Annotated in this window: 11 protein-coding genes and 1 tRNA gene; 6 read left to right on the forward strand and 6 right to left on the reverse strand. The window is 52.5% G+C overall.

What is annotated here, in order from left to right:
* Positions 1 to 5 precede the first annotated feature (5 nt).
* Both SH668x_RS11900 and SH668x_RS11905 read left to right on the forward strand, forming a co-directional pair.
* Complete coding sequence (locus tag SH668x_RS11900; RefSeq protein WP_437185281.1) at positions 6 to 401, forward strand: hypothetical protein; 396 nt, start codon at positions 6 to 8, stop codon at positions 399 to 401.
* Between the two features lie 147 nt (positions 402 to 548).
* Complete coding sequence (locus SH668x_RS11905; RefSeq protein WP_437185282.1) at positions 549 to 2,042, forward strand: recombinase family protein; 1,494 nt, start codon at positions 549 to 551, stop codon at positions 2,040 to 2,042.
* On the opposite strand, the gene SH668x_RS11910 is transcribed toward SH668x_RS11905, so the two are convergent.
* Positions 2,024 to 2,097: transfer RNA gene (locus SH668x_RS11910), tRNA-Pro, on the reverse strand. The two genes, SH668x_RS11905 and SH668x_RS11910, sit on opposite strands and share 19 nt — an antisense overlap.
* 432 nt (positions 2,098 to 2,529) lie before the next feature.
* Here SH668x_RS11910 and SH668x_RS11915 point away from each other — a divergent pair.
* On the forward strand, positions 2,530 to 3,231 hold the full coding sequence (locus SH668x_RS11915) for an MOSC domain-containing protein (RefSeq protein WP_437185283.1): 702 nt from the start codon (positions 2,530 to 2,532) through the stop codon (positions 3,229 to 3,231).
* A gap of 21 nt (positions 3,232 to 3,252) precedes the next feature.
* On the opposite strand, the gene SH668x_RS11920 is transcribed toward SH668x_RS11915, so the two are convergent.
* The 3 genes from SH668x_RS11920 to SH668x_RS11930 all read right to left on the reverse strand — a co-directional run bounded on the left by SH668x_RS11920 (position 3,253) and on the right by SH668x_RS11930 (position 6,859).
* Positions 3,253 to 4,638, reverse strand: coding sequence for a hypothetical protein (locus SH668x_RS11920; protein WP_437185284.1), 1,386 nt, complete (start codon positions 4,636 to 4,638; stop codon positions 3,253 to 3,255).
* A gap of 191 nt (positions 4,639 to 4,829) precedes the next feature.
* The gene (locus tag SH668x_RS11925; RefSeq protein WP_437185285.1) at positions 4,830 to 5,267 is read right to left on the reverse strand and encodes a hypothetical protein; all 438 of its coding nucleotides are present in this window, start codon (positions 5,265 to 5,267) and stop codon (positions 4,830 to 4,832) included.
* Positions 5,267 to 6,859, reverse strand: a complete 1,593-nt coding sequence (locus SH668x_RS11930; protein WP_437185286.1) for an efflux transporter outer membrane subunit — start codon at positions 6,857 to 6,859, stop codon at positions 5,267 to 5,269. Before SH668x_RS11930 ends, SH668x_RS11925 begins: the two co-directional genes overlap by 1 nt.
* A 1,692-nt stretch (positions 6,860 to 8,551) precedes the next feature.
* Here SH668x_RS11930 and SH668x_RS11935 point away from each other — a divergent pair.
* Positions 8,552 to 9,586, forward strand: a complete 1,035-nt coding sequence (locus tag SH668x_RS11935) for a DUF1559 family PulG-like putative transporter (RefSeq protein WP_437185287.1) — start codon at positions 8,552 to 8,554, stop codon at positions 9,584 to 9,586.
* Positions 9,587 to 9,649: 63 nt separating this feature from the next.
* Positions 9,650 to 10,120 (forward strand): carboxypeptidase regulatory-like domain-containing protein, encoded by a 471-nt coding sequence (locus tag SH668x_RS11940; protein WP_437185288.1) that lies wholly within the window; start codon positions 9,650 to 9,652, stop codon positions 10,118 to 10,120.
* 96 nt (positions 10,121 to 10,216) lie between these two features.
* Here SH668x_RS11940 and SH668x_RS11945 read toward each other — a convergent pair whose 3' ends face one another.
* A complete protein-coding gene (locus SH668x_RS11945) occupies positions 10,217 to 11,875 on the reverse strand; it encodes a cation:proton antiporter domain-containing protein (protein ID WP_437185289.1) in 1,659 nt (552 codons plus the stop codon).
* 276 nt (positions 11,876 to 12,151) lie between these two features.
* Complete coding sequence (locus tag SH668x_RS11950; protein WP_437185290.1) at positions 12,152 to 12,853, reverse strand: GntR family transcriptional regulator; 702 nt, start codon at positions 12,851 to 12,853, stop codon at positions 12,152 to 12,154.
* A 1,173-nt stretch (positions 12,854 to 14,026) separates the two neighbouring features.
* On the opposite strand from SH668x_RS11950, the gene msrB reads away from it, so the two are divergent.
* The gene (gene msrB / locus SH668x_RS11955; protein ID WP_437188541.1) at positions 14,027 to 14,434 is read left to right on the forward strand and encodes a peptide-methionine (R)-S-oxide reductase MsrB; all 408 of its coding nucleotides are present in this window, start codon (positions 14,027 to 14,029) and stop codon (positions 14,432 to 14,434) included.
* Positions 14,435 to 14,499 lie beyond the last annotated feature (65 nt).

Here is a 14,499-nt window from a genome sequence, read left to right on the forward strand (position 1 = left end):
AAACGATGTCTGAGCAGAATGGGAATCCGGGAACGCCGGGACAGTCCTGGCTGGATGACAAGCTGGTCCGTCTCAATGCGGTCTATCAGCGCTTCGGGCGGGATGGATTAAAGGATTATGCGCTCCAGGATGTCAGCCTGCTGCTGTCCGCGAAGGAACTGAAGTTCCGGGACACCCCCAAAGGCCGAGAACTACCCGAAATGCAGAAGGCAGAAAATCGTCGCTTGGAACTGGAGATCAAAGACCTGACCTGCCACCTCAATTCCCATCTGGCTGGTGCCAGCCTGCATCAGGGACGGAACTTCTCCGCTGGCCCGCGACCGACCATTGATCGTGCCATCGAGCGCAGCAAGTTCCGGCAACACTCTCCCGACCGGGGCCGCGACCGGGATCGAGACTAATTGTTCCCATCACGCTTCGTTATGGATGCAGAAAATTTCTGGTGATCACAGCCAGCCAGAAGGGGATGAATCTCCCAGACCACCGGGAAAGCGGATAGAATTGAGGCGGTTAAAGTTTCTTGTTCCCGCATTTCTCGGAGCCATCCCATGAAACAGTTCGTCGCATTGGCCCGTGTCAGTAGCCGGGAACAGGAACGCGAAGGCTTTTCGCTGGAAGTGCAAGAAGACGCCCTCAAACGCTACGCCGATCAGGCAGGCGGTGAGATCGTCAAGTTCTTTAAGATCGCGGAAACCGCCAGCAAAGGTGAAGAACGGAAATCGTTCCGAGAACTGATCGCCTACGCCAAGAAGAACGCTTTCGCTCTCGACGGCCTGCTGTTCTACAAGGTCGACCGGGCTTCTCGGAATCTGTTCGATTACGTCGAACTCGAACGGCTTGAGTCCGAATACAACTTGCCGTTCATTTCGGTTTCACAGCCGACCGAAAACACTCCTGCCGGTCGGATGATGCGGCGCACACTGGCCAACATGGCCAGCTTCTACACCGAACAGCAATCGGTCGATGTCCGTGAAGGCTTGGCCAGACGTGTCAAAGAAGGCTGGTTCGTCGGCCTCGCTCCCTATGGCTACTGCAATGCCCGCAAAGACGGTCGGGGAATCATTGAGATCGATCCCGAACCCGCCGCCAACGTCAAACGCATTTTTCACCTGTACGCCTATGAGAACTGCACGCTCGATGGTCTGGTGGACAAGATCAAGGCCGAAGGCCGTCTCTGGCGGAAGGCCCAGCCGACATTCCCTCGCAGCTCGATCGCCAACATTCTCAAGGACCGAGCCTACATCGGCGAGCTGGAATACAAGGGGAACTGGTATCCCGGCAAACACGAGCCACTCATCGATCGGGCCACCTGGGACCGGGTGCAGGCGTTGCTGGGCGGCTCCATCTACCAGGCCACCACGCTGACCTATGCCGGGCAATTCATGACCTGCGGTCACTGCGGCCATCCGATCACCGGTGAGCTGGTCAAAAAGAAGCGGAAGGACGGCGGTATCAACGAGCATGTCTACTACCGCTGTGCTCGGTACACGAAGCCGGGACATCCTCGTATTCGAGTGAAGGAAGCGGACATCGAAGCCCAGGTGCTGGCCCTGTTCGACAAGATGAAGGTCGAAGACGCATCGGTCCGGGACTGGTTCAAGGCGGTATTGCGGTCCCAGACCAAAGACGCCCAAGCCGATTCAGCGGCTCAGCAGACCGAACTGCTCCGCCAGCGGACGTTGCTCACAGGGCAGCAGGACCGCCTGATCAACATGCGGCTGGATGAAGAACTCGACCAGGAGCTGTTCGCCAAGAAACACCAGCAGATCCGCGACCGGCTGGCGTCCATCAAGCTGCAACTGGACGTGCTGGACCGCTCGAAGGACGAAACGGCCGAGTTAGCGGTGAAAGTGTTTGAACTCTCGCAAACCCTGAAAGAGAAATGGCTTACCGCGGACTACGCCACCAAACGCCGATTGCTCGAAATCGTCTGTTTGAACTGCACCCTCGACGGCGTAACCCTATGCCCTGAAATCAGAAAGCCCTTCGACGTCCTCGCCGAAGGGCTTGTTTCTGAAAATAGTCGGAGCGACAAGATTTGAACTTGCGACCTCTTGACCCCCAGTCAAGCGCGCTACCAGGCTGCGCTACGCCCCGATTTGCTTTTGCAGGAAGACTTTTCGTCTTTACCTCCAAAGCGTCCGGATGTTAGTGGGGGGGATCGGCTGTTGTCAATTGCTGATTGGGGATCAAATGTTCAGGCGTTGGAACTTTCAACTCGGCACAGCGTCAAACACCCTGTGAGATTCAAGTTGACGTCCCATTCCCGCCTCTGTATTCGCAGGCACCTCACGCAATCTGTACGGGGAGACTCGCGGAAATGAAGTTTTTCAGTTTGACGGGTGAGAGTAGAGCCATGCTCCGATGCGGACGTAAACTTGCCCGCAGACTGGCCTCATTGAATCGGCTGTCGAGCTGTTCCTGAAATTTTTGTTTGTGCTGAGTTCATGATGAAGCGACAGTGGTGTCGCTTCTGTTTGTCTTCGACGAGAACTTCAGTGGGATATCGGGGTTGAGAGGGAGACGGCTGTGAATATTGAGATTGTGTCGATCCAGATTGGGCGTGCGAAGATGTTCGATGGCGTGGACGACTCTGGAGGCGATTCCAAACCGTGGTCATCCGCAATTATCAAGGAGCAGATCTCCTCACCAGTGTACGTCGATTACACAAATCTCGTTGGTGATGAACAGGCTGACCGGAAGCATCACGGAGGAGTCGATAAGGCGATTCTCGGATATGCAGCCAGGCACTACGAGAGTTGGAAACAAGATCTCCCTGACATTCCATTCTCCTTTGGGGCGTTTGGAGAAAATCTGACACTCGACGGAGTCGATGAATCTGAATGTTGCATCGGGGATGTGTACTCTGTCGGTGACTGCCAATTGCAGATATCCCAGCCACGCCAGCCATGCTGGAAATTGTCTCGGCGCTGGAATGTGCCCCGCCTTGCGATTCAGGTTCAAAAGAATGGCCGCACCGGTTGGTACTATCGAGTGCTGCAGCCCGGAATGATCGCCCCTGGAATGCCGGTTCAACTGGAGGATCGGCCCCACCCGCGGTTTACAGTTTCGTTTGCGAGTTCCGTCATGTATGCAAACCCTCGCGACCGGGAACTTGATCTCGAACTGGCGGCCTGCCCTGCCCTCTCTGAGTCATGGAAATCCACCCTCGGCGAGCGAGCTCTGAAAGGAATCGAAAAGGACTCTGGAAAGCGTCTCTACGGAAGGTGAACCGCAAGCAACCGAATGAAATCACTTCGTTTCCGGAGAGGGTTCCGATTCAAGCCCCACGGTGTTCACGGAAATCACGCGGTAAGTGTGCTCTTTCCCTTCGACAGGATTCGGATCGACAAATTTCATCTCTTTCAATGGCTGAGTCGGCGTGTCGCTATAGGTGAGGTTTTGAAACAACTTTCTGCCAAATGGGTTCTGTTGAGCTTCAGGATAGTGAGCGATTCGTTCGCCATCCCGTTCGATTAAGAAGCCCGCTAAACCGCTTTCAAGGTCGGCCTCGGCCTGCCATGTCAATGTGTGATCAACCAGCTTGACATTAGTGGGTGCCTTAGGGGGCGACGCGTCTGTGATCTTCGTGTCATGGTTGTATTTCACCCATGCATCAGCAATCTCTGCGTTGGGGAGCCAACAGGTCGTGAGGCTTGGATTGTTTCTCACTGATTCAGGGATTCCAGTATGCTTTTGCAGCCGAACAGGGAGATGTTGATCGTCTTTCATGGGCTTGAGCGGCTCTCCAAGCTGCTCGGGGAGGCGGGCTGTTAAGCACGCATCCAGCCAGAGAATTGCGAGGTACCTCTGATTTCCACAGTCGTGCGAAGAAATCGGATCGAGCGAGACGCTGACCAAAGCTCCGCGGGGGCGGAGGATGTTGAAGAATTCGACATTTGCTGACCAGACTCTGGCAAATGGTCCGGTTGTTGATTCGAAGCCTTCCTGAATTCCGACGTTGCACATCATCGGAACGCTGAGAACCTGGTCAGGAATTAAATGGGGCTGAATCGCACCTTGAGCTGATTGACCTTCGAGGAGAGGGACTCCAGACCTAAGCCATGCTGCGGCAACTCGCTCAGGATGGAGTAGCGCCATGCCGCCTGCCCAGTGACCTCCTCCGCTGTGCCCCCAAATTGCCCATGGGACTTCAGCCAGTTCGGCATGGCCGGATTGTTTCCCCAGATCTGCGAGTGATCTTTGAAAGGCTGCGTCGGACCCGTTTCGAGGGTCACACCAGTTCTGGCATTCCTCGTTGTCCCGTTGCTCGTAAGCGGCGGCGAGAAGTGCGCAATCATGCTTGCGGGCGAGAGCCTGCCAGTGAAGATCGTACGCTCCTGTCAATCCTGACTGGCACGATCCTTCCCCGCATCCATGTTGATGAACAATAACTCCACGCAGCTTTTGGACACCCTCTGGAATCCAGACTGTGTAATTCACAGGGTACTTCAGTTCGCCCGGAGCCTCTGATGCCTCGTAACGCACCCTGTAGTACGGTGGGTTCGCTTCGGGGTAAACATCGTATGGAGGATGTTGAGAAAAGGCAGGAGCAGCCTGTGTAATTAGTAGGAGCATGCAAAACGCGACGTGCAGCCATTGCACGCCTGAAGAAAACGAAAAACTCAAATTGAACATGCTGTGCTCCGGATCATGTGAATGCGATCCGCACGTTCATATCATCCGACGGTATTGAATTCAATTCGGTCGAGAGTGGCGTTGGTAATGCGTTCACATTTTCGAAACGTCAAATAAAAAATCCTGCCTTGTTGCACTGGTAAGAGTGGCAACAAGGCAGGATTCAATCGATGATGGAGATTAGTTAACGACTACGGCGTGCAGTCGCTCCCCTTCACGCAAAGTCCGGGAGCACCTTGGCAGCGGCAAGTTGCATTCTGGTAGCAACGTGGAGCAGTTGGAACGCATTTGTACCAGCAGTTCGTCAGGCCGAAGCACCCTGTTGGCAGAGGCTTTCTGCAATAATCATCCGGGCAGCAGGTTGGGACTGGGCATGGAGCTGGACGTGGCTCGCAGCACTCTTTCTGACATCCCTTCTGGCAGCCCTTGTTACAGGCTTTCTTTGCTCCCCAATTGGCAAACAGGTTCCATGATTTGGCCTTGGCTGGTGCGGCGGTAGCAACTTTGGAGTCGCAAGTTTCGCTGCCGAAGCCGACCTGAGTCAGCGTCATGGTGGCAATCAGTACGATGGCAATGTGCATCAGATTGCGTGTCATTCCGTTCAGATTCATCGTGCTAGAAGTCATCATTATTCATTTTCTTTCACAGCTGGAACCGGAACAGGCTCAACAAGGGGAACGTGAACTGGGTCACCTGGAATTTCGCTCCAGTCAGTTGGGGATGAAACCGAGACTGTCACTGCGGCTTGATTGTTCAGTCGTAGTTCCCATCCGCCGCCGAGTGCCTTGTAGAGTTGAACGAGGGACTTGGCAGAATTCCCTTGAGCAGCGGCGAGTGCTTCCTGCTGACTGAGGAGTAGCTGTTGAACTGTGAACAAGCGGTTAAAGTCGATTTCACCTTCACGATACTTAATCTGAGCAACTCGCTCCGCGTCAGCCGCTTCCAGGGCACTCTTGTCGAGAACCTCGACCTGATTGAGGTAGTGACGGTATGCCACAATCGCGTTTTCAGCTTCCTCGTTCGCGTTGAGGATTGTTTGCTGGTACGTCGCAACCAAGGCTTGGAAGCGGGCGTCGTGAACACGAACGTTGTTGAGCAAGCGGCCATAGTTCAGCACGTTCCAGCGGAATTGCGGTCCAATCGAACCACCAAACGCACTGGTTTTGAACATGTCGGAGAACTCTGCCGCACTCCAGCTGAGCTGGCCGTTGATCGAAATGTGTGGATACAGTTCGGATTCAGCAAAGCCAATTTCAGCGCTCTGAGCTGCAACAAGTCGTTCTGCACGACGAACGTCGGGACGACGCCAGACCAGTTCCGCTGGAACTCCGACTGCCACAGACGGAGGTGGAACCGGGATGTCCCGTTCACCTTCCAGAATGTATGTCAGATCGTGTGGAGGCATCCCCAGTAGTACGCACAATCGGTTTTCAACCTGTCGGCGGGCAATTTCCAGCTGTTCGACAACAGCCAGTGTATTACCGAGGTTGGCCTTCGCTTGAGGGGTGTCGAGTTCGCTGTTGACGGCTCTTGCATCGAAGCGGACCTGAGCAACTCGCACACTCTCGCTTTGCAATGTCGCGTTTGTCTTCGCCACATTCAGTCGTCGATCGAGTGTTCGCAGCTCCACATAACTCGAGGCAACGTCGCCAACGAGAATCACGAGGACGTCGTCAAAATTCTCGATCGATGCATCGAGTTGTGCGTCTGCGGTTTCAATCGCTCTGCGGAATCGACCCCAGAAGTCGAGTTCCCATGTCAACGAAGAGCCGATCTGCCAGTTATCAAAGCGAGGAAACGCGAACGCTCCAAACGCACTCTGCTGACTGGTCTGAGTTCGGGTATAACCGCCGAGGACGGCCTGATCTTGCGGGAACAGATTCCCAGCCACCACAGCTCGCATAGCCTGTGCTTCCTGAATACGGAAGCCAGCTTCGCGAAGTGTAATGTTCTGGGTATAGGCTGTATTCACCAATCGATCGAGGACGGGATCATTGAAGATCGTCCACCAGTTACGAAGGTCTGGCTGAACGGTTGACAGTTTACTGTCTTGTGAATCGATCCACTCATTCGCGACAGGGGCAGCTGCACGCTTGTAGTTCGGACCGACTTTGAATCCGTTATCGACGTACTCTTTGAGACTCGTACATCCTGATGCACATGCCAGTGATACCAGGCAGGCAGGAATGAGTTTGCCGAGTCGCCTTGGGCGCCAAGTCATTTGAAAGATCCTCCGTGAAGTCAACTCTGCCCGGTTGATCCTTCAACCCTCTCTGAAAAGTTCTGGAGAGGCAGTGGGCAGTTGTATGAGTGAGGCCGGTAAAGCCATCCCTGATGTTTTTCGTCAGTTGTTTCTCGGATACTCAACAATCTCATCCTGCATGCGGCGACGATTTCAGACATCGTGCCTGAAGTATGAGTTGGTCCGGTTGTTCCGAAAAAGCCTGAAGCACCGAATACACTGTTGGGTGTAGATTGGTCGCTGTTTTGCGGCCTGGAGTGGCCGCAACCTTTTTGCAGAGCACCTAGTTTTACTGTTGTGAGCACGTGTTAATGTAGATTTGATTCGAAAATCATGAATGCGATTTGCCGACGACACTGGAGAAAGTGCTTGCACATGCGGTGCGGAGAATGGCTGAATCAACGGCCGTGAGGGTCACGGGGATTGCAATAGGCCACGGCATTTCGCGAATTATCGCTTCAGCCGGTGCAATCGATTTTTCCCGTCAACGCAATTGTGACTCCCGCTGTACCTGTGTAAGGAGATGTTCTTGTCGATTAGGGCGATTTTGACGGCAGTCGCGCCATCATAGCCGTCCTCCCCTCAACGTGATGATGGACTTGAGTGGCCTCGAAATCCTCGATGTTCAACCTATTCACCATAAGTGACGGCGCGAGTCGAGACTCGCGCCTAAGTGATCGCCATGCATTGGCTTTCAAGATCCAACACGGCACGCTGCAAGGTTCTGTTTCGGTGTAGGATCAACTGCGACTGAGCTCAGTCTTGAACGCAGACCATCAGTCACAGTTGCCGGACTCGTGAGGGCACTTTTTCTTTGGAGTTCAGTTCACTGCTGCAGATAGAATCGAGGCCTCTCATTGTGGGCTGTGCAGGTGATGCTGACGTATTTGGATCGTCAAAATTTTTTTCGCTCGCTGCATGTGGATCTGTCGCTTCGAGGTGTTGAAGTGTCAATCACTGAAGTCTCGATTCGATTCGGACACACATTGCTTCTGAATCACAGTCTGCAAGCCGTTGTGTGGATGAACAATGACATTCAATCGATGAGGGTTTTGACGCGATGTTCACAGTTCTGAAACTGTGCGGGGACATCAATAACACTGCCCTGCTTTGTCTCGTGATTATTGAAAGAGATGGAAGAGCAAATCAACGGGATGCGACCGCTTTACGGCTGCATACGATGGAAAAGCGGTCGGCAAACTGGATGGTAATTAGTTTTGTAGAAGGCTGATCATTATTGGTATTTAGCATCGCTGTTTATTGTGTGGCCACGTGAGTGTACTTCTGTGGCGTGACGTCCGTTATTCTCGAACTTCAGTCGCGTGCGATTGGAAATGACCGAGTAAGTAGAGGCAGGGGTTTACGCGAACGCAACCGAAGGAGTCGCAGCTTGACAGCAGAGTTGCCTGGAGAATCGGCTGGGGATCAACGAATTATTTGCGGCGAAACCTGATATCAATCGACCATTCTCAAGAAGGGAATTGCACTTTGTGCAATGAAATATTGCAAAGTATTTCCGTGAGGTGGTTCGCAAAATCAACATTGGTTCGTATGATCAATGTCGCTGCTCCGCATTAACTTTGGTTTCAATCGATCCACTCTTCTTAAGTTTTTAGTGCGCTTACTCCACGTGTTATTTTCACTCGTTTCAAGAGGAAACAGGAGTTCTCTATGAGCATTTTCCCCAAGTGCCAACGCCGCTGTTGTAGTTCGACTACTTCCCAATCCAGTTCATTGACCTCAAAAACAAAATTACGTGGGTTTACGCTAATCGAGTTACTGGTCGTGATTGCGATCATCGCTGTCTTGATCGCGCTACTTCTGCCTGCGGTTCAGCAGGCGCGTGAGGCAGCACGAAGGAGTCAGTGCAAAAACAACATGAAGCAGCTAGGGTTGGCTCTTCATAACTACCACGACACCATGAACACGCTCCCGCCGTCTGCAATCGGCCGCTGCTCGAACCCGCTGCTCAACCATAATGGCTGGTTATTTCTTCTCCCCGGAATCGAGCAAGGGACTCTGTATAACAAGTATAATTTCTCAACGACATCATCGGCGTTTTCTTCTTCTGAGGCCATACCGAGTGGCTCTCAGTACACGATGAATGTCGATCCTGCTACGAACGACAACGCGATGGTTGTGAAAACAATCATTCCTGCGTTTGTTTGTCCATCCGATCCAGGAGTTCGTCACACACCCGATCCCAGCAATCACTACGGAATTTCTCCGGGGAATACCGGAACCGGTGGTGCTCGAACGAACTATGATTTCAGCGCAATGGGCTGGGTCACTGGTCCCTGCGAAGTTTGGGGAACGACCCCTCTCGAATATCGAACCATGTTCGGAGACGGAAGTCGCTGCCGATTCGGCGACATTACCGACGGTAGCAGCAACACAATCGCAATCGCTGAAACACTCATGACCGTCTTCAACGGACAGTCGCCAAACTGGGGTTACCGCGGATGGGCGCAGCCCGGGATCGACATTGCGAACAACAACATCAACGACTGGAATTGGGGATACGACGGACACGTTCGACGCGTTGGTCTGCTCGGCTCTTGGGGACGTCCTGGAAGCCTGCACGTCGGGGGGATGCACATCCTTCTTGGTGATGGATCGGTTCGATTTATCAGCGAGAATATGAGCTCGGTTACCCGCCGAAACCTCACATTTATCGGAGATGGCGGAATCGTTGGAGAGTTCTAGACCAACACGTTCATGTCCGCATTGCGATTGATGTTTCGTCGTTTGAAGTCATGGAGTTTCATCATGAAGTTAACACAGTCATTGAAGTCGATGACCTTAGCATTTCTCTCGGCAGCGACTCTCTCAGGGTGTGGAAGCGGGGTTCCAGCAGTAAAAGCACCAGCGACAGTTCCAGTGTCAGGAGTCGTTACCAAAAACGGCTCCCCCTTGTCCGACGCGAAAGTGATTTTCATCCCCACTACAGAAGCTCAAGGGAGCGAATGTGCCGGGATCACTGACGCCGAAGGAAAATTTGAGCTCGCTCAAATTCGGGGTGGAAACGGGGCTCCTCCGGGCGCATACAGAGTCGCTGTGAGCCACTACATCGGACCGGGGGGGAAGAAAATCGACAGAAGTCCCGGCGCTCCGCCGCCGACCAACCAAGGGGGATTCGAGTCTCTTCCTCCGCGATACAGCAACTTCAATCGCACAGAATTGAAGGCCGATGTTCCTTCTGAAGGGGGAACATTCACGTTCGACCTCAAAGGCAAATAGTCCTTCGCGTCCAGGGCAACAGCCAAAAGAGGAGTCAGCACACATGCTGGCTCCTCTTTTGCGTTTGCGGTGTACGTTTGAACTCGGTGTGACGGGTCAACTTTTCAGGACAGCGAGTGCGCCGGTGAAATTTCTTGCCTGTAGGATTCGGCCCAGAATCTTCTCATTCTGAAACGCTTCGGCGATAATCGCGTTCAGTTGGAGTTGATTGTAATTGCTCCGCTCATCAGGAGTCAGCACGAGAAAAATCATGTGGGCGAGAGTCTGGTCAGGAGCACCAAAGTCAACTCCAGCCTCTGAGATGCCGACGGCGAGGATCGGAGCCGCAAGGCCCGAGATTTGAGCATGAGGAATCGAGATGCCCTTCCCGATCCCCGAGGAATTGGCAGCTTCGCGGTCTAAAACCGCTGAAATCGCTTCATTTGCATCGACCTTGTTGACGCTACACGCGACGTGCGCGAGCTCTTCGATGACTTCGCGTCGAGTCCTCCCTTTCAGCCGATGAATATATCGATGTTTGGAAAGCATATTTGCCAGAGTTGCTCGTCGCGATTGCCCAAGAATCAGCTGAAGCATCGGGCCGCCCAGAATCGATGTGACAATCGCCATGATCACCAGCGCCACGAATAGCGACTCTCCAATCACCCCAGCTTCGAGGGCCAGCATTCCCAAAATGATCTCCATCGCCCCTCGAGCGTTCATCCCGAATCCGATGCCCCACCGCTCGCGCGTCGGCAACCCTGCCCAGGCTGCCCCAATCCAGCATCCGATGAGCTTTCCAGCACAGGCGATGAGAAGCACGACGACGACTGTGACGATGTCGAAGTGTGTTACGAAATCAACTTTCAACCCGATCGAGGAGAAAAACAAAGGTGCGAAAATGAAAGAGACGAAGCTGTCGATCGTTGTTCTCGTTCGCTCGCGAAGATGGGAAGAATCGCCGATCGCGACCCCCACCAGAAAGGCCCCGAAAATCGTATGAACCCCGATCCACTCTGTGAACGCTCCTCCGACTAAAGCGAGTACAAGCGCGAAGCTGAAAACTGCTCCGGGGCCGTGACCGTATGCCTGCAAGTACGGCAATATTCGATCAATCATCCATCTGCCGACAGTTAACATTCCTGCCGAAAAAAGCAGGATGCAGGCGATCGTTCCCCAGATGGGCATTGTCTGAGTATGCACCTGATCCATCATTCCGAGAGTGATGGCAAAAATCACCCAGCCGGCGAGGTCATTGAGGATCGCGGCGCTGATGATCACCATCCCCATATCACTGCGAAAGAGGTTGAGGTCCATCAACATCTTTGCGATGACGGGGAGCGCGGAGATTGAAAGTGCGGTTCCGAAAAACAGCGAGAATATAAAGGGGTCAGTCGCAGTCTCTTTGCCAATCAATTCCGGAAACCACCACGCACTGAGAAATCCGAGTGAGAGTGGGAAAACCATCCCGGCAGTCCCGACCTTCAGAGCAGTTACCCCCTGCTTCCAGATCGATGAGAGGTCCACCTCCAACCCTGCCACGAGTAGAAATAAGGTGATGGAGAATGTCATAAACGTTTCACGAACCGTTGCGACATCACCGACCTGGGGAAACAGGCTGTGGGAAAGCGAAGGAGACAGTGCGCCGAGAACTGATGGTCCAAGGAAAATACCCGCAAGCAATTCTCCCACGATTGCCGGTTGTCTCAGCCATTGAGCGATTTCGCCAAATATTCTGGCAGCGGCCAGCATGAGACCGATCGAAAACAGAAACAATGTGAGTTCGTAATGCGAGAGGCTGGCGAGCAAGGTTTCCTGGCCGTTAAGACGACATGTGAGCAGACACTAAAACTCCGGATTTGGTTGTAGACTGTTCCTGCAGGAAACGAAATCGAGGAGAGCGTGAATTTTTCGTCGACGGTGGCGCACTTTGTGAGAGCCGCTGCGATTTTTGGATTCAGAGGAAGACCTTTGAAATGAAAAAAGGCTCATGCCCTGAAAACGGCATGAGCCTTCAATTAAGTGAATCGGTTCGGCAGAGACGCTGCTCGCTTATTCTTCAGCGCCGAAAAGTTCCTTGAGGAGAACTTTCGCTGCCTGATTGATGTGATACGCCATTGCCGCCACCGCTGCCGCAGGGTCGCGAGCAGCGAGAGTTCTCACAATGACAAGGTGCTCCGCATTCTCTTCTGCGTAAGAATTCCCGACACCGTCAGGGCGTTTTTCCGTCAGAGCGTCGCGAAGTGCGTTGAAAAGGACCGCGTAACGACCGATTTCCAGGGCGAGACGGTCACTGCCACATCGTTCCGCAATCAAATTGTGGAGTCGACTATCCAGTTCACGTGTCTTCTGAGCCCACACCGCATCACGCGGAGCGTCATTCAGAGCGAGCAATTCCTGTTCGAGACTTGCAAGTTCATACGGAGCGAATCGGTCGCAGGATGTCCGCACAGCTTCGCACTCGAGAATGCGCCTTACCTGAACGATCTGCTTGATTTCCTCTGCACCGAACGGGCGTAGAACGGCACCACGATTAGGCTGCAAGTCGACAATTCCAACCCCTGCCAACTCAACGAGAGCTTCACGAACAGGAGTAGCACTGACCTCAAACTGCTCGGCGAGTGATTCGACTCGCATCCGCTGTCCAACTTCGAAGCGTCCTGTGAAAAGTCCGACTAGGATTTCTCGGACGACACGCTGCCGACGTGAACCGTGGTCAAAGATTTGAATTTGATCCTGAATCGCTTGAGTCATCTGAACCTCAAAATGCTTCGCTTGGAACACAAGTTGAACTGCATAGAATTTCTGTGTTTCAGGTCTGTGATTTCAATCCGTGACAGATTGTATTGAAATCACATGTAGACGAAATTCTTTGCAGTAATTTGCTAATAGTTGATACTACAAAAGGGTTTCTCTCCGAATCTTCCCGTGAAAAAGGAGAATGATCTGCTTGATTTCTGCCATTTCCGAGAAGATCTTTAAGAATCCTTTGCATATAATATTGACGCATTTTTGTAATCGTGTCGTACACGTTGATAATTCGCAAGTGATCTTGGGACGGGTTTGAAAAAAATCCAAGGAAATCCTCTATTGCTTTTTAGAGATTTCCGTCTCTGCACCCGGTCCCAATCTAATATTGATCAATAAAATGCATGATTTTGGGAAGTCTTGTCTCGTATCTGTCTTCAAAGCTCGTTTTAAGTTTGTTCGTATCCACAATTAGAGGAATGAGTTAAAGAATTAATCATCCGACTAGTGGTCGCACGGACGCTGCAAAAATTAACCCGCTGCCAATACGCACAATTAACTCAATTCCGACAGAAAAACCGAAAAAAAGATCGCGAGAGAATTGACGGAATATATTCCTTAAATCCGTCATTGAAGATCAAGCGATTGAGGTTTCCGCCAAGGAGATTCTGCAAGTGACTGAGAAGATTGACTCGAAACGTCATTGAATCTGAAGCTGTCAGACAAAGTCGTGTTCTCATTCTCCTGCAAACAATTCGGCGTCCAAACCTCATGCGCGCAGAAGTGACATGTTCGAGAGTATTCGCAAATGACTTCAGTCGCATGATGCGGGAGACATGGATGAAAATCTTCATTAAGATTGGAAGCGAATAGGCGAATTGCACTGTGAGGGAAATTCCCGCATGCTGTCGATTGGCATTCCAGAGTTGCGACTGAAGGGCTACTGATTCGATGAGAACGGCATCACAAGTTTCTAAGTCTCCGAAAACCTCAATCGTCAATCGTGCTTCGATGAAGCGGGGCCAGCTTACGCTCGTGGCAGCCATATTGTTGGGAGGCTGCAACCGGGTAAGTGATTCAACCCAAGCACCTGCCAGCGAACAGGTGAACACGGAAGTCCTGACCATCGAAGATGCAGGTTCCGAACACACAGATCCAGATCAGGCAGAGGTGTCCAAGATGGCTGTCAAATTGAAATTGACCGAGGAAGAGTGGAAGTCGCGTTTGACTGCAGAAGAGTTCTATGTGCTGCGTGAGAAAGGTACGGAACGGCCGTTTACCAACAAGTTCGACCACCATTTCGAACCGGGCACCTATTCCTGTGCCGCGTGTGACACCGAGCTTTTTGAATCGGATACAAAATTCAATTCGGGTTGTGGTTGGCCCGCGTTTTATGCTGCGAAAGCCGGCGAAAAGGTCACACTCGTTGCAGATCGAAGTATTCTTCCGGAACGCGTGGAAGTTCTTTGTTCGCATTGTGATTCGCATCTGGGACACGTGTTCGACGACGCTCCACAGACACCGACAGGGCAACGATTTTGCATCAATTCGGTTTCACTGAAATTCAAACCGAAAGCTGATGAATAGCGGATCGTCTGTCCCATCCTTCATGCAGGGGCCTATTTCGGTGGGCACCCTGCTTCGGAAGGAGG

This window comes from Planctomicrobium mucosum (genome assembly GCF_051466335.1).
Lineage (GTDB): Bacteria > Planctomycetota > Planctomycetia > Planctomycetales > Planctomycetaceae > Planctomicrobium.

What these genes read in the sequence shown, in the direction of transcription:
- SH668x_RS11900 (WP_437185281.1), top strand. Translation starts at nt 6, where the DNA reads ATGTCTGAGCAGAATGGGAATCCGGGAACGCCGGGACAGTCCTGGCTG.
- SH668x_RS11905 (WP_437185282.1), top strand. Translation starts at nt 549, where the DNA reads ATGAAACAGTTCGTCGCATTGGCCCGTGTCAGTAGCCGGGAACAGGAA.
- SH668x_RS11920 (WP_437185284.1), bottom strand. Translation starts at nt 4,638, where the DNA reads ATGTTCAATTTGAGTTTTTCGTTTTCTTCAGGCGTGCAATGGCTGCAC.
- SH668x_RS11925 (WP_437185285.1), bottom strand. Translation starts at nt 5,267, where the DNA reads ATGATGACTTCTAGCACGATGAATCTGAACGGAATGACACGCAATCTG.
- SH668x_RS11930 (WP_437185286.1), bottom strand. Translation starts at nt 6,859, where the DNA reads ATGACTTGGCGCCCAAGGCGACTCGGCAAACTCATTCCTGCCTGCCTG.
- SH668x_RS11935 (WP_437185287.1), top strand. Translation starts at nt 8,552, where the DNA reads ATGAGCATTTTCCCCAAGTGCCAACGCCGCTGTTGTAGTTCGACTACT.
- SH668x_RS11940 (WP_437185288.1), top strand. Translation starts at nt 9,650, where the DNA reads ATGAAGTTAACACAGTCATTGAAGTCGATGACCTTAGCATTTCTCTCG.
- SH668x_RS11950 (WP_437185290.1), bottom strand. Translation starts at nt 12,853, where the DNA reads ATGACTCAAGCGATTCAGGATCAAATTCAAATCTTTGACCACGGTTCA.
- msrB (WP_437188541.1), top strand. Translation starts at nt 14,027, where the DNA reads ATGGCTGTCAAATTGAAATTGACCGAGGAAGAGTGGAAGTCGCGTTTG.